Source organism: Ruegeria sp. BG7, assembly GCF_056535685.1.
Map to the genome: position 1 here is coordinate 138893 of NZ_JBQFIU010000003.1, position 15139 is coordinate 154031.

The window sequence follows — 15139 nt, forward strand, 5'->3', positions numbered from 1 at the left end:
CCTCCTTCCCAAAGTTACGTGGCATTGGAGGTCCGCGACAGCATTGCCTTTGGAGACAGCTCTCCCTTTTCAATCTTAGCCAATAATGAAATCAGGTAAGCCCCTGGAGACTGTATGTTCTCAGCACGTTGAAAAATGTATCCAAGAACAATGAAGCGAATAGCTGGGCCAAACGTTGATTTCATTGCATACCAGGTTTGGCCAAGCCGTAGGTACTCGGCGATATCGTCCATAAGCCGATCACAGTGGTGCTGATCTTTAGCAAAGCGTAGTTCTGAGCATAGCCGTGGAAAACTGCGCTCCATTTGGCCTGGAGAAACCTGAATCTGAGAAAGTTCTTCTTTCTTAACTTCTGGATTCAGAGAGTCCTCTTTGTGCCCCTCAATTTCACTGTCACTGGCCCTCAAATTTTCTGTATCTGTCTGTGTTATCTCGGAGATTTCCACAGAGATTTCTGCCAGAAGCTTGCTGAGTACACTCGCATCTGGTTTGCGACGCAGAGCATTGCGTACGGTGGTCATCAAATCAGAGATCGCGGTGTCATTTGCTACGAGTTCCCTAAGGCGCGCCAGAGCGGCGGAAACATTGTCACGGAGTACAGTGAACTCGAGAACTCGATCAGCATGCCTCTGGGCTTCTTGGATGAACTCAGCGTGCCGTTCAGACAAAGGCATCAACGAGAGCCCGGTTGCGGTGACCACCCTGCCCTGTCGATCCCGGCGCGCCCATCGCTTGCCGTTTGCGCTCATTACGCGGCGGATAAGTCCAAGCGCAACCAGCGTCGAGATATGACGCTCAACTGTCTGCACGCTGACATGCGTTCGTTTGGCGATCGCCGCGTTGGAAGCGAAGCAGATGTGATGATCATCTTGGTCCGCAGCAATCTGATCACCGCCCAAAAAGGAAATCATGGCTCTCAGGACATTGAGAGTTGTGGATTTTAACCCAAGAGGTTCTCTGGCCTCTTCAACGGCGCGAAGAAGTATCCATTTTTTGGGCGTACTACTCCCCTGCCCTGTCGTTGCCGACAAGGTTGCTCCATTTGGAGCCAATGCTGTTAGTGTTTTCATGATTATCTATCGGCAGACAAAAATTACCCGTTCGCTCAAGAGCGTTTTTTCTTGTGTGGCGATTCGGGTGCTGCTAGATTCTAGGTGTCTAATCTAAGAATTGCGCTTTGCGCAGCAGCCCTCGAAGCTCCGGTTTCGGGGGTTTTGTTTGTTTGCCTTCCTCCTTTCTGCTCGTCCTCAGTTCTTTTTCTTGGCGTTTACAGCTGTAAACTCAGCGTGTGAGCGCTTAATGATTTCAGCCATGTTTTCGTCCAACCAGCTAGCGAAGCCAGCGTTAGCTCCGGTCCTTTTGACCGAAACAGTTAGTGATCCGTTGGTAGATTTGATTGTAACGCCTTCGATTGGGTTGAGTTCGGCTGCACCTTCTCTTTGTCTTGCACCGCGTTTGGCAGCTGCTTTTAGGAGCATTTCCAGCCGATCATCTGACGACATCGATGGCTCAATGGTTGCAAGAAGATTTGCAGCTTCATCTTCCGCTAGCTTGCCTGCAACGAAGTGCTCTGCAAGCACGGTCCATTTTGGGCGGCCTGATTTTGGGGCTGCGCCGATCATGTCACCAATCTTTGCAGGAACATGTTGCGTAATTTTTGTCAGGTGAGACAGCCCTGATTTCGAAACGTTCAATACTTGCCGCACCGTTGCCGTGTCATGCCCGGAAGTCAGGATCGCCTCGGCGAAACGTGCTTTCTCGTAGAAGGAAAGATTGCGCCTCGCAGCATTCTCAAGCCCTTTGGCGAGAAGCGCTGAAGCATCGTCGATATCCTGAACATTGGCGCGGACTTTAATACCAAGTTCACGACAGGCTTTGAGCCTCCTCCGTCCATAAATTGCCTCGTATCGACCGTCGGATTTCGATCTTCTGACAAGAATGGGAACTTGTTGGCCACCGTCTTGTATACTCGACATCAAGCTTTCAAAACTATCGTCTTCTTCGTCAATGTTTACAGCTGTAAACTCACCGAGCCTATCGGCAGGCCCCCAGTCGTCGATCAGAGCAGGGTCAATTTCCCTGATTGCGGCAAGAGAGCCCTGAAGCGCACCAAGAGCAGGGGCATTGGGTTTTGGAGTTTTATCGATGGCCTTGGGGCTAGAGCGCGCGATGGTGTTTGCGATCCCCGACATCTCCTGAAGCGACTTTCTAGCCATTAGCTGCGTCCCCATGCTTGATGGATCATTTGCTCTACCTCAGAGCCGATCGCATCCATTGAGTTCTTTGCCCGATCATAAGTTGCGCGTGTCATTTCTGACCGCACGACTTCGTAAATTGATTGTTTGAGCATTGTGGCGTCACTGACCGCGGTGCTTTTGAGGGCTGTGGCTGACATAACGCGATCCTGAAACAGTGCCCGCATGAACGAAGCCAGTTGTTGAGACGGTACGTCTGTTGGCTCGTCACGCGTTATCAGGAATTTGAAGTTGTCGTATTCGAGCGTAGCGCCGGCATCTTCAATGACTGCCATGTAAGCACCAGCGAGTTCGAGAAATTGAGCCGTCGAAGACACGTCCAGCATCGAAGGTGTAAGTGGCACAAGCAATGAACTGGCGGCCGCCATCCCAGCAATTGTCAAGAATCCTAGCTGAGGTGGGCTATCAATCAGAACAAGGTCAAAATCTCCTTCCACCTGGGCCAGGGCATTCCGTATTCTTGTAAAGAACGGATGGTCTGGGTTGGAGTGAACGGCAGATTCTGTCTCAAATTCGGAAAGAACAAGCCGTGACGGAGCCACAGAGAGACCGGGGAAGTACGTCGGAAGCACGACGTCCGCCATATCTACCGGATCTTCATATCGAATAGCATCGTAAATCGTCAGCCCGTCAAACTCTATTTCGGGGCTTATGCCGCACATGGATGTAAGAGAGCCTTGAGGATCCAGATCAACAGCCAGCACACGGTAACCGCGAAGCGCAAAATAGTGAGCCAAGTGAATTGTTGTGGTGCTCTTACTGCTGCCGCCTTTGAAGTTCATCAACTGCCAGACTTGGAGCTTTTCTCCTTCAGTCCGGCGAGGGACATAGCGCCCTTTTTTGCGTGAGGTTTTCTCAAGCGTTTCGCGAGCCTCCCAAAGTTCTTGGGCAGTATAGTAACGCCTACCGCTGCGTACGTCATTCGGTTCAGGAATCGTTCCCTCTGCGTGGACTTTGCGCATGAATTGACCTGAGACTCCTAAGAGTTCAGCAGCTTCTGGCGCTGCAAAATTTCGCAGTGATTTGGTATTGTCGGGGGCAAATGCAGCAAGTAGATGTTCCCGGATAGCCGAGTTTAATCTCTCAGATATTTCCGTGGCGAGTGCCGATGGTCTTTCTGCCGCAAGTGGTGTCACGGGAATCATGTAGTTGCCTCAAATTAAAGAATGTGGTCATTTTTGCGCCACTTGAGATAAACAGCCGTGATTCATAGCACTAAGTCAAGGATTTTCGCCTATATTGTAGGTTTTCCAACGCGGAGGACTACATACGCTTTGCATCAGAGCAGGGTGGTTTACAGTTGTAAACTCGGTTGAGCGGGATCATGGGTTCTTTCAGTCGATGAAGTTCTAACGTAGGCATGCGAAGGCATTCCTGTAAAACTCCTCCCTATGCTCCGCTTTGAGTAGAACGCCTCTAGCATGGAGTTGGAGTGAAGGCCGAACGGCTTTTGGCGCAAATTGCGCAATTGGGAAGGGCAGGGAGCTAGTTGAGCTGATTGGTCAAATTCTCTCACCAACAATTTCGTTATCGAGTTTTCTGCGATACCAACTTCGTAACAATACTTCTGCGCCAGTACGGGAGTACGATGCGGTGAGAATGGCATGGCGATCTGGGTCAGATACACCGAGCTCAGCCCGTGCGCAGAGGAAAACACGCGAACATTCCGGCTAGAGTCAGCCGCTCGCCAATTGCCCAAGAAATGGCATACCGTGAGGGCGGGGTTTCGGGAATTGTGCGCCTGTAAGTTGCGACGGAACAGGGAACTGTCCTCGATCCAGTGCAGCTGTGCTTGCGCGGCGCGGCTTTTGACGCAAGTCTCTACCGTCATTGGATTCATATGGGATCACAGACATGATCCGTGTGTTCACGTCCCATTAGCGTCCATAAAACCAGCTTGCTCGAATTAGTGATTTTGGGCTCCTCAATCGTTGAACAGACGGTCTCGTTGGCATATATTGCCAAAAAGGAGGCTTACGCCATGGTAACCCGCAATGTTGTACTTACAGAATCGCAGGATCAACTGGTGCAGAATCTGGTTGCGTCCGGTCGATATCAGAACGCCAGTGAAGCGTTGCGCGCCGGCCTTCGGCTTTTGGAGCGGGAAGAAGCGGGGCTGGAGTCTCTCAAACAAGGCTTGCAGGAGGGTGTAGCGCAGGCTCAGGCCGGAGATTTGGCAGAAGGCAGGGGTTCGGATGCGATCCGTCGTGCCTTTGCAAGGGCACGAGCCAAGGCGTGACCAGACCCTTTCGACTGACACGCCGCGCTGAATCCAGCCTGGTGGAAATTGCCCGATGGACCATCGACAAGTTTGGATCGCATCAAGCCGATCTTTATGAACAAGAACTAATAGCGCGCTGTCAGGCCATCACAGAGGGCAGGGTGGCCAGCCGAAGTTGTTCTATATTGGTCGAAGAGGCGGCGGATCTCAGATATGTGCGCGCAGGAGAGCATTTCCTGGTTTATCTGGATCAGCCGGACGCGGTGATCATTGTTGATATCCTGCATTCCCGTTGCGATCTGCCGCGACATGTTTCCGCGCTGGCCACGTTAACAGATGCGACAGGAAACAAGACATAGGCACAGCAGCCGGAGTTTCCCTCAAGCGGGGATTATTAAATAGTCAGTAACTACTCACCCCAGTAGATCAGTCGCCGGGTTATCCGCGATGTCCACATCGTCGTAGTATTTCTGCGCCTGGGCCATGGAGCGATGCAGGGAGAGGCGCATCGCGGCCTGGATCGGGGCGCCGTCCAGCGCGGCCTGGGTCAGGAAGCCCGAGCGCAGCCCATGGGGGGAAGCGAACCCGTCCGGCAGGCCCGCCAGTTTCACCCGACGCTTGACGATCTGCGCGATGGCATCCGGGCTGAGGCGGCGGGTTAACACCCGATCGGCTTTTGAAACAGGCCGGAACAAGGGGCCGTCCTGAATCTCACCCACCTCGATCCAATGGGCCAGCGCTTGGGCTGCGCGGCCTTTCAACACCAGCCGCGGCGTTTCACCTTTGGTTGTCGTCTTGGTCTCCAGCAGTGAAATCCAAACCAGGCTTTTCTCGTTGAACTCCTTCAGCGAGACGTCTTCAAACATCAACCCGGTGATCTCCGAGCGCCGTCTACCACCCGAAGCCCAACCCAGCATCAAGATGGCGCGGTCGCGGCAATCCCGCCGGGACCCCCGACAAGTGGACAGCAACTGCTCGAGCACATCGCGGGTAATCGGTTGCTGCGATTTTGGGGCAGGGGGCCGGGCGGCGGCGCGGCGCGCCTTGGCACGGGCCTGCTTCACCTGCGGCGCACCGAAAGGGCTGGTCAGGTTCTTCATTCGATGAAAGGCAAGCCAGGAGGCGATGCGCCGGTCCAGCGTAGAAGGGGCCGGGCAGGCGAGGGACTTGCGTAGCCCTTGCGCGATCAACATCTCGGCACTCTGACGCGCGACATCCTCGGGCGCGGCATCTCCCAGATCGCGGGCGTGATCGAGAATGAAGGCCAGCGCTGTGGCCTCGCTCTCGGGCCAGTCCAACGGCACTCCGAACCGTGCTGCCTTCCAGGCCGTAATGTAGAGCAGATCGCGCTCATAAGCGCGCAGCGTGTTGGCCGGCGTGCCGCGCACATAGAGATCGGTGAGCGCGTCCTGGTCTTCGACAGACAGGGCAGGGGAGGCGGCAGGGAGATAGGGCGCAGGAGGCTTCATGGGGGCTATTTTGCGCGCATTTTCCTGCAAAATCAATCATATTTGATAAGGGGTACTTATCACGTTTAAAGATAACAAAGCTGGGTTGCAAATGTAATGGTCAAAACGGTCGATTTTCGCGCGTAAGGCGGGTCGAGGGCTTGCGAAACTATAAAATCGAAGGTTCTGTGGCAGGTCTGTGACCCATTTGGCATCGACATTGCGCTGGAACCGTTGGCAAACTAAATGAAATGAACAGATATTTTGCCACTGAATTGCCTTTCTGGAAGTTTGCCAGAAACACGCTGATTGTCAGTTGCCTCGCGTTGTTTTCACTGTTGGCCATCTTCGTTTTGCGCACGCCGGGCTTTGCGACGCACCTCCTGAACAGTGGTCCCGCGTTTGTTCGGTTTTTGCGCCAGGTCGTGACGAACGGGTTGCCGGTTGTGTTCCTCGTAAATTATCTCAGCTTTTTTCTTTTCGCAGTTGGGGTAAGGGCGCGGGGCAAAGGAGCCATCCCGGCCCGGTATCTGCTGATTGACCTGCTGCTTCGGGCCGTCCTGTTCATCGGGCTGCATGCGCTGATCTACGCGCTTTCGGCGGACTGGTTCGGGTCTTTCGGCGGTGATCCCGTAGTGGCGTTGCGGGTAGTCGGTCCGACGCTGGTGCGCTCCGCCTACTTCGAGAACATCTCAGGCGTTTACCTGTACGCCACGCTGGTCGGAGCGCTGCCGCTATACCTATCCGTTGTTCAGAGCCAGATCGCCCACGGTACTGGATTTGCGGCCCAACTGGCACGTCGCGTACCCGGGCGCGGCGGACCTGTGATATTGACCCTGCTACTGATGGCGGTGTCAGTGGTCGTTCTGACCACCGCGGCGGCGCTGATTGTCCGTTTACAGTCGGTTTGGGGCTGAAGGGTCAGAACGCCCTGCGTATCGCGAAGGAGACTGCGTAATCGCGTTCAAGCTGGGGCCCATCCCAGATCTTGATACGCCGGGATCACGCCCTCGATACCCAGACGCGTGCCCGCCAAAGCACCCGACCCCGACACAAGGTAATTCACTCCGATTCCGATGCTCAGAAACTGGCCGCTGCGCAGGGTCGGATCGGCGGTGGGCACCATGCCTCGGTTCAGGCGCGCATCCGACCCGTCAATGTTTTTGACGATGTCGCCGACCACCCGCAACGAAGAGCTGAACTAGTCATTCCAGCGCCGTGCACCCCAAACTGTTGCTGAATAGACGTTGCCCAAGGTGTAACCGGCATCATTCTCACCCATCCGGATCATGGCCGCCAGCTGGGCGCCCCACGACCAATCCGCGTTCTGGCCCGTATAGGTGACGCCCGGCAGCAGGTCGTAAGTGCCTGAACCCAGTTGCATGGGGTAGGGCAGCAGCTGGTCCGGCCCGGCCTGTGTGGTGTCGGTCTCGTCTATCGAGCCGGTCGGCAGACCGAGGCCAAGAGATAGTTCCAGCACCTGCCTGTTGGATTTGTAGATATCATATCCGCCGATGATCTTCAGATCGCCAAACCCCTGTGCCTTGGTCTTAAAGGTCTGGCCCATGCGGGTCTGGTGCTTCATCGTCTTGCGGGTATAGGGCAGCATCGCCATCACCGAGATTTCGTCGGTCACACCGTACATCAGGCCGACCATCGCCATGTTCATGCTCATGCTGAGCGGCGCGATCGGATACTGCGACAGCACGTCCGAGGTAGACAGCGACTGCGTTCCGGTACGTTTACCGTCCATCTCCATGTTCATGTAAGAGAACATCGGCATCAAAACTCCCTCAGGCGGATGCATACCGCCAACGACACCCGTTGGCGGCACCGCATCGGGGCGCATCATCGTGGACATGCTTCCCATACCTGACATGTTGCTGGAGGCTTGCGGGTTCATCGCCACGTTGTCAGCCGGACGGTTTTCTGGTTGGGCCATGGCAGGTGACCCGAGGCTCAGCCCCCCAGCCAGTATTACGGCCTGGAGGCGTTGCCAGACGCACGAAATCTTGCTGTTGTTCCGTGTCATTTTGCCCTCGTGTTCGTTTGTTTCCTGAATCCGTGTCCTGAAAACAAAGTGTTCGGTACGCCCATTGGTGAAGCCGGAATGGTGGGGGTCTCCAGCGCTGGAAGGTCAAGGCCGCCGGCCAGATTTGCGCTCGTCAAGCATGCATCAGCCGAAGGGGGTGCGGCAATAATGCGCTTGACCCTCCAGCGCTGGATTGTCGGACAAGGCCGCAAAACCGGAAATCCGGAGGGATTGGAATGATACCGGAAATCGGGCAGTTCGCCCTGGCGCTTGCCCTGGCCGTGTCCTTGGTGCAAAGCGTATTACCTTTGATTGGAGCAGCACGGAACAATGTCATGTGGATGCGATCGGCATCTGCGACCTCGGTCCTGCTGACAGCGCTGGTTGCTATCGCCTTCGCCGCTCTGATGTGGTCCTTCGTGGTCAGCGATTTCACTGTGCTAAATGTGGCCAGCAATTCTCATTCGCTGAAACCGATGCTTTTCAAGGTGGCTGCGACCTGGGGTAGCCACGAAGGGTCGCTGCTGTTGTGGATTCTGATATTGGTGATTTTCGGGCTGGGTGTGTCTCTGTTGGCTCGGAACATCCCGCTGAAACTCAAGGCGCGCACTCTGGCAGTTCAGGCCTGGATCAGTGCGGGGTTCCTGTCATTCATGCTGTTCACCTCGAACCCGTTCGACCGGGTGTTTCCGGCACCGCTGGATGGTCAGGATTTAAATCCGCTGTTGCAGGATGTCGGCCTGGCTATGCACCCGCCGTTCCTATACCTGGGTTATGTCGGCTTCTCGATCGTATTTTCTTTCGCCGTGGCTGCCCTGATTGAGGGGCGGGTCGATCCGGCATGGGCGCGGTGGGTCCGACCCTGGACATTGGCGGCCTGGGTGTTTCTGACACTTGGTATCGTTCTGGGCAGCTGGTGGGCCTATTACGAACTGGGTTGGGGTGGCTGGTGGTTCTGGGATCCGGTCGAGAATGTCTCGTTTATGCCCTGGCTTGCTGGCACAGCGCTGTTCCATTCGGCCATTGTGACCGAAAAGCGCGGCAGCTTCAAAAGTTGGACGATCCTACTGGCCGTTTTGACCTTCTCGTTGTCCTTGTTAGGGACATTCATTGTCCGCTCAGGCTTGCTTACATCGGTCCATGCGTTTTCGGTCGATCCCGAACGCGGCATTTACATCTTGGCGCTGTTGGCTGTCGCGATCGGTGGTTCATTGACGCTGTTTGCCATACGCGCACCGGAGATGGAGGGCGGCGGTCTTTTTGCCCCGATCAGCCGCGAGGCCGGTTTGCTTATTAACAACCTGCTGCTGGCCACCGCAACGGCGACGGTTCTATTCGGTACGCTTTATCCGCTTTTGCTTGAGGCTGTGACAGGTGAAAAGATTTCGGTTGGACCACCCTATTACAACGCCAGTTTCGTGCCGATCATGCTGGTTCTGGTCGTTGTAATGGGGATTGGGCCGCTGTTGTCATGGAAGCGGGCGGATTTGCGCGGTGTTCTGTCCCGGCTCAAATGGGTGGCCGGGGTTAGCCTGCTCGTAGCATTGCTTGTGTGGTATCTGGATACCGGCGGCCCAGCCTTGGCGGTAGTGTCGATCGGCCTTGCGGTTTGGTTGCTGGGCGCTGTGCTGACAGAGTGGGCCAGCCGAATTAAACTGGGTGAGGCGCCGTTGGCCGAGTCCCTGCGTCGGGCCCGCAACCTACCGCGTTCTCATTACGGCATGGTCGTGGCCCATGCGGGGTTGGCTGTCTGTATGATCGGCTTTATCGGGTCCAGCGCTTGGAAATCCGAGGTCGTGACTTTTGCCGAGCCCGGAACACAGATTGAGATAGCAGGGTTCGACGTGCGTTTTGACGGTGTGGAACAGCTTCGCGGTCCGAACTATCTGTCTCGCACGGCCACACTGACGGTATTTCGCAATGGCGCTTATGTCACCACGCTTCAACCCGAGCGCAGGGCCTATCTCGTGGCGGGTACCAGTACGACCGAGTCGGCAATTCGAACGACGTTGGCAGGGGACCTTTACGCCTCGATATCGGAACCGGCGGCGGAATCAGAACAGAGCAAATGGACCCTGCGTATCTTGTATGAGCCATTGGTGGTCTGGATCTGGATAGGTTCAGGATTGTTAGCATTTGGTGGTGTCTTGTCACTCTCCGATCGGCGTCTACGCGTCGGTGCACCACGAAAACGGACTGGGCAGAGCTCCGTTCCGGTGGCGGCGGAGTAGGGCAATGAAACGTCTATTTGCACTGTTCCCAATTACTATTTCCGGCATCCTGGGTGCCTTCTTGCTATGGGGACTGAATCCCGATCGCGATCCGAACGAAATCCCGTCTGTTTTGATCTCGCAGCCGGTGCCTGAGTTCGACTTGCCGCCGGTTGATGGGCTGGATACCCACGGGCTGTCCAGCACCGATCTTGTGGAAAATGACGGGTCAGCTCCGATCGTGGTCAACGTGTTTGCGTCCTGGTGCGTGCCTTGCCGGGCCGAACATGCGGTGCTGACGCGTATGGTACGCGATGAGGGCATTCGCCTGATGGGCATCAACTACAAAGACAAGCCGCAGGACGCGCGGAAATGGCTCGACGATCTGGGCAACCCTTATGAGCGCATCGGTTCCGACCTGGACGGCCGAGCCGGGATCGAATGGGGGATTTCCGGCGTGCCGGAGACCTTTGTGATTGATGGCGCGGGCAAGGTCGTATTCCGCTTTGTCGGCCCGGTGCTGGGCGACGAGGCAATTTCAAAGATGCGCACCGCGCTGGATCAGGCGCGGGCGGCCGGAGGAGAGGCCTCATGATACGTCGCATTGTAATTACCGCAGTCACTTTGGCGACGCTGGTGTCGCAGTCGGCATTCGCGGTTGAGCCCGACGAGATACTTGCAGATCCGGTTTTGGAAGAGCGGGCCCGGGCGATTTCAAAACAGGTGCGCTGCGTGGTGTGCCAGAACCAAGACATCGACAGTTCTAACGCTGGCGTGGCGCGCGACCTTCGTCTGCTTGTGCGCGAACGGCTGGTGGCAGGCGACACGGACCAGCAGGTTTTGGACTTTCTGGTTGCGCGTTATGGCGACTATGTTCTGTTCAACCCGCCATGGAAGCCATCAACTTACATTCTGTGGGTTGCGCCTTTCGTCATCCTGGGGCTGGGTGGTATCGCGACTGCAGCGGTATTGACCCAAAATGCGCGCCGATATCGGAAGTCGCGAAAACAAGAGACGGAACGCGGCGCGAGCGAAGAACGGAATCCCGAAAACCATTCACTCACGGAGCCGCACGCATGATCTGGATTATCTTTTCATTCATGGCCGTGGCGGTGTTTCTGACGCTCGCCCTCTCCGGTATGGGGCGCAAGACCTCGGATTTGTCGAGACGAGAAAGCGCCTCTGCCATCTTTTCCGACCAGATCGGCGAAGTAGAGAAGGACCTGGAACGAGGAATTATCTCGGCCGAAGAAGCCAAGGCCGCCAGAGCCGAGATAGAACGTCGCCTGAAAGCGATTGACCGGCAATCGGACGACAAAGCGATGATGGGCCATTCCGGGCGTGCACTGATTCTACTTGCCGCGCTGGCAGTTCCTGCGCTCGGAGCCGGTCTTTATTGGCAACTGGGTAATCCCGACATCCCCAGCCAGCCATTTGCCCAACGCGAGGGGGAGCAGGCCGAAGCCCGTGAAATCGCCGACCTTGCCGTGCGCCTGAAGTCGCGGCTCGAGGCGGATGAAACCGGCGGGCCAACCGAGGGATGGGTGTTGTTGGCTCAGACCTATATGCGTATGGGACGTTTTGGAGATGCCGCAGATGCGTTCGAGGGGTTGCTGGACCGACCCAATGCGAATTCAGCGCTGGTGTCGCAATATGGCGAGGCGTTGGTCTATGCCGATGACGGTGTCGTTACGCCCAAGGCTGATCGGGCGTTTGAACGAGCCTTGGAACTGGACCCATCGAACCCAGCAGCGACATTCTACAAAGCCATTGGTCTGGAGCAGGCTGGATCGCCTGATAAGGCCTATGATCTACTGAAGACGCGGATCGACGCCGAAGAGGAGTTCCGGCCATGGATGGAGAGTTTTGTGGCCCAGCTTAACCGCATCGCCCCGTCGATCGGACGGGCGCCGGTGGATCTGGCGGCTTTTGCCCCTTCCATGCCCGGCCCAACTGCCGATCAGGTGGCGACGGCCGAGGAGATGTCCGACGAAGATCGGCAGACCTTCATCCGCTCGATGGTCGAACGGCTGGCGAGCCGGATGCAGGAAAACCCAGGCGATCTGGACGGCTGGATGCGGCTGGGCAACGCCTATTCGGTGCTGGGCGAGAGCGACGGCGCCCGGAACGCCTATGGCAGGGCAAGGGATCTGGCGGATGACCTGCCGCAGGAGGATCCGCGCAAGGTGGCAATCGACCGGGCATTGCTGGAACTGGGGGGTTGATTCCCGCAGCCCGGCGTGGATCGGGCCGGCGCCGACTTCGCGCTGATGCCCAGTGAGCCATCTGGAAAATTCCGGTTTAGGCTATCACATGCCGATCTTTAGGAGGTTGAGACCATGAAAGTTGAAACGTTTTCTGATCTAATTGTCTGGACGCGGGAAATGCATCATTGGCTCGCTGAATGTTTGGCCCACTGTTCGACACAGTCCGAGCAGGAGCTGGTCAGGATGTTGCTTACCTACCTCGCCGACCATGAGGCTGCTTTGGAGAAAATCGTCGATGGCTTCGTGAAACGAGCCGATCCCAAAGCGCTCAACACGTGGGTATATGACTATTTGGGCCATGAGCCGATCGACCCACATCGCACCTGCGACAGACCGTTCGCACAGATGAGCGTCGATGAGATCTGCGAAGCGGTCTTCGATCTTCACAATCAGGTGATCGATTTATATCGGTATTTGCAAGGGCGGGCCGAAATACCCGAGGCACGCGAACTCCTTCAGGCGCTACTGGATATGGAAGAGCACGAGACCATGCGTTTGGCGCAGCAGAGCAATCGCATCCGGGATATGTGAACTCCGGGGTCAGGATCCGCTTTCCACAGCTCCGCCCGCAATCGGCGCGGCCTGTTCCATCGCGTCGAGAATGGCGTTCGTGGTCAAGATCTCTGGCAGGGCGATGCCTTCGGGGGCCGACGGGCCGTAGACGATGTTGAAGGGGATCCCGAACCGGCCATTGTCCTCAAGGAACCGGGCGATCACATCGTCGGGGCGGGTCCAGTCGGCCTGCATCGGAATTGCTTTGTCCGATTGCAGTGTTGCCAGAACCTCGCCGCGTTCCAGCACCAGCGCTTTGTTGGCCTTGCAGGTCAGACACCAGTCGGCTGTGACATCGACGAAAACCACCTCGCCGCGCGACACAAGGCGCGCGATTTCGGAGCGGCTGAAGGTAATCCAGGGGATCTCTCCGGCTGGCTCAAGCAGCTTGGACCGGTCTTTGCCGGCAATCGCAACCGGTGCAGCAAACGCTGCGGTCAGCGTCAGCAACAGGGCTGTCCAGCGCAGAACGGGTGGCATCATCGTACTTTTCCAGATCAACAGGACCAGCACAGTTGCAGCCAGCACGGTAGCAGTTGCAGCAGTGTCTCCGGCCACCCCGACCATCACCCAGACCAACCAGCCGATCGTGGTCAGCAGTGCCGCCGACAGGGCCCATTTTAATCCCACCATCCAACGCCCCGGTTTAGGCAGAGCGGCGGTGAGTTTCGGGTGTACTGCAACCAGCAAGTAAGGAATGGCCAGCCCGACCCCCATTGCGGTGAAGATCGCCACGATATCCTCCGGTCGGCCGGTCAAGGCAAAGGCCACCGCCGTGCCGAGGAAGGGGGCCGAGCAGGGCGTCGCCAGAACTGCTGAAAAAGTTCCGGTCAGGAAATCCCCGACCAGCGACACGCGGCCCTTTTCGACATGGGCCAGCCGGGTGTTCAGCGACTGCGGCAGCGTGATCTCGAACAGGCCCGCGAGGCTGGCTGCAAAAACCGCCAGCACCACGATCATCACCGCAAGGAAAAGCGGATTCTGGAACTGGATGCCCCAGCCGACGGAATAGCCCAGCGACCGCGCCGCAATGGTGATAGCCGCCAACAGCCACATGAATGTCAGGATTCCGGCTGCCGAAGCCAGGAACCCGGCGCGAATCTGAGCCGCAGAGCGGTCGCGAGCCTTTACCGCCGAGGAAAGCTTGATCGAAAGCACTGGCAGTACGCAGGGCATGACATTCAGAATCAACCCGCCGCCCACCGCCAGCAAAATGATCCAGACCAGCGCGCTGGCTGAAGTTTCGGCGGCCGCGATCTCATATGGTGGCGGGGTAGGGGGAGAGTCGGTACGGGGCGAAAACTCGGCCACGCGGTTGGTGTCGGTAACCGTGACGGACAAGGAGGGGGGGTCCTGTGCCAGAGCGAGGACCGGGAACTGCACCCATAGCTGACGCCTGTCGCCAGCGAGCCGGATGTCGGGTGCACCAAACGCGGTATCACGTCCCATGTCGGGAAAGACATCAGGCGCATCAAAGGGCAGGTCGCTGGTGAAATTCAGCGTCAGCATCTCGGACACGGTATCCAGGGTCGCGGCATCGGACTTCATTCCGCCTGTGTTTCCCGTGGTTGGCACCCGCGACAGAAAGGCATTTATAAGCCGGGCCGAGTCCTGATCCCGACCCGTTCCCTGAGTCAGCGACAAGTCCAGCGAAAACTCGACCGGCACACAGATATCGGAACAGATCAGCGTTGTCACAGCGGCCTTCAAGTCAACTGGCGCTCCGGGGTTCTCGAGTGTGACGGTCAGCGGAAAGACCACTTCGTCCTTGTACCCGAAATTCTCGATCCCGAAGGCGCGAAAACGGATCGGCGCGGGCCAGTGAAACTGTACGTCGCTGACGTTTTGCGAGCCGTTCCAAGTGATCTTGGGCGGAATTCCCACCTCACCAGGCGACTTCCAGTAGGTTTTCCAATCTTCGCCCAGTTTCAGATGCAGTCCTGCAGTGATCGTCTTGACGTCAGGCGCGATCCCGTCCTGCGCGGTAATTATGTGTGCGACCAGGGGCTCTGATTCATACGCTTGGGATGTAGCTGCAAGGCTTGTCCCGGCGGAAGTCTGGCCAAAGATTAACCCCAAGATCATAATACATAAATTTAGGAGTGTTCTTGCCATTGCGCGTTGCCATCGGTTGTTTTGCACCCGTTTCTGCCA

General features: G+C 56.8%; 15 protein-coding genes. 8 read left to right on the plus strand and 7 right to left on the minus strand.

Translation table 11 applies throughout. The features are described 5' to 3' along the window. Positions 1-14: 14 nt before the first annotated feature. The 3 genes from ACR3EH_RS21710 to repA form a co-directional block, all read right to left on the minus strand. On the minus strand, positions 15-1070 hold the full coding sequence (locus ACR3EH_RS21710) for a helix-turn-helix domain-containing protein (protein ID WP_171676504.1): 1056 nt from the start codon (positions 1068-1070) through the stop codon (positions 15-17). A 177-nt stretch (positions 1071-1247) separates the two neighbouring features. Beyond that, entirely contained in the window at positions 1248-2216 is a 969-nt protein-coding gene (repB, locus tag ACR3EH_RS21715) for a plasmid partitioning protein RepB (protein WP_171676507.1), read from the minus strand. Then, on the minus strand, positions 2216-3400 hold the full coding sequence (gene repA, locus ACR3EH_RS21720; RefSeq protein ID WP_170417853.1) for a plasmid partitioning protein RepA: 1185 nt from the start codon (positions 3398-3400) through the stop codon (positions 2216-2218). The genes repB and repA overlap by 1 nt, the downstream gene beginning before the upstream one ends. Positions 3401-4236: 836 nt before the next feature. On the opposite strand from repA, the gene ACR3EH_RS21725 reads away from it, so the two are divergent. Continuing rightward, positions 4237-4494 carry a type II toxin-antitoxin system ParD family antitoxin gene (locus ACR3EH_RS21725; RefSeq protein WP_170417856.1) on the plus strand — a complete coding sequence of 86 codons (258 nt, stop codon included), beginning with the start codon at positions 4237-4239 and terminating at the stop codon, positions 4492-4494. Continuing rightward, complete coding sequence (locus ACR3EH_RS21730; protein WP_170417859.1) at positions 4491-4835, plus strand: type II toxin-antitoxin system RelE/ParE family toxin; 345 nt, start codon at positions 4491-4493, stop codon at positions 4833-4835. Before ACR3EH_RS21725 ends, ACR3EH_RS21730 begins: the two co-directional genes overlap by 4 nt. A 54-nt stretch (positions 4836-4889) precedes the next feature. On the opposite strand, the gene ACR3EH_RS21735 is transcribed toward ACR3EH_RS21730, so the two are convergent. Further along, positions 4890-5945, minus strand: a complete 1056-nt coding sequence (locus ACR3EH_RS21735) for a tyrosine-type recombinase/integrase (protein WP_171676509.1) — start codon at positions 5943-5945, stop codon at positions 4890-4892. Positions 5946-6175: 230 nt separating this feature from the next. Between ACR3EH_RS21735 and ACR3EH_RS21740 the strand changes: the two genes are divergently transcribed. Further along, complete coding sequence (locus tag ACR3EH_RS21740; protein ID WP_171676511.1) at positions 6176-6841, plus strand: hypothetical protein; 666 nt, start codon at positions 6176-6178, stop codon at positions 6839-6841. Between the two features lie 47 nt (positions 6842-6888). Here the strand turns inward: ACR3EH_RS21740 and ACR3EH_RS21745 are convergent, their stop codons facing one another. Then, on the minus strand, positions 6889-7113 hold the full coding sequence (locus ACR3EH_RS21745) for a hypothetical protein (protein WP_171676513.1): 225 nt from the start codon (positions 7111-7113) through the stop codon (positions 6889-6891). Positions 7114-7125: 12 nt separating this feature from the next. Continuing rightward, complete coding sequence (locus tag ACR3EH_RS21750) at positions 7126-7956, minus strand: transporter family protein (RefSeq protein ID WP_171676515.1); 831 nt, start codon at positions 7954-7956, stop codon at positions 7126-7128. 236 nt (positions 7957-8192) lie between these two features. Here ACR3EH_RS21750 and ACR3EH_RS21755 point away from each other — a divergent pair, with 236 nt between their 5' ends. The 5 genes from ACR3EH_RS21755 (at position 8193) to ACR3EH_RS21775 (ending at position 12964) form a co-directional block, all read left to right on the plus strand. Then, on the plus strand, positions 8193-10187 hold the full coding sequence (locus ACR3EH_RS21755) for a heme lyase CcmF/NrfE family subunit (RefSeq protein ID WP_171676517.1): 1995 nt from the start codon (positions 8193-8195) through the stop codon (positions 10185-10187). Positions 10188-10191: 4 nt separating this feature from the next. After that, a complete protein-coding gene (locus ACR3EH_RS21760; protein WP_171676519.1) occupies positions 10192-10761 on the plus strand; it encodes a DsbE family thiol:disulfide interchange protein in 570 nt (189 codons plus the stop codon). Next, on the plus strand, positions 10758-11246 hold the full coding sequence (locus tag ACR3EH_RS21765) for a cytochrome c-type biogenesis protein (RefSeq protein ID WP_171676520.1): 489 nt from the start codon (positions 10758-10760) through the stop codon (positions 11244-11246). Before ACR3EH_RS21760 ends, ACR3EH_RS21765 begins: the two co-directional genes overlap by 4 nt. Next, complete coding sequence (gene ccmI, locus ACR3EH_RS21770) at positions 11243-12391, plus strand: c-type cytochrome biogenesis protein CcmI (RefSeq protein WP_171676521.1); 1149 nt, start codon at positions 11243-11245, stop codon at positions 12389-12391. The genes ACR3EH_RS21765 and ccmI overlap by 4 nt, the downstream gene beginning before the upstream one ends. Positions 12392-12505: 114 nt before the next feature. After that, on the plus strand, positions 12506-12964 hold the full coding sequence (locus tag ACR3EH_RS21775) for an ATPase (protein WP_171676522.1): 459 nt from the start codon (positions 12506-12508) through the stop codon (positions 12962-12964). Between the two features lie 9 nt (positions 12965-12973). On the opposite strand, the gene ACR3EH_RS21780 is transcribed toward ACR3EH_RS21775, so the two are convergent. Next, the gene (locus ACR3EH_RS21780) at positions 12974-15100 is read right to left on the minus strand and encodes a protein-disulfide reductase DsbD family protein (protein WP_253762179.1); all 2127 of its coding nucleotides are present in this window, start codon (positions 15098-15100) and stop codon (positions 12974-12976) included. Positions 15101-15139 lie beyond the last annotated feature (39 nt).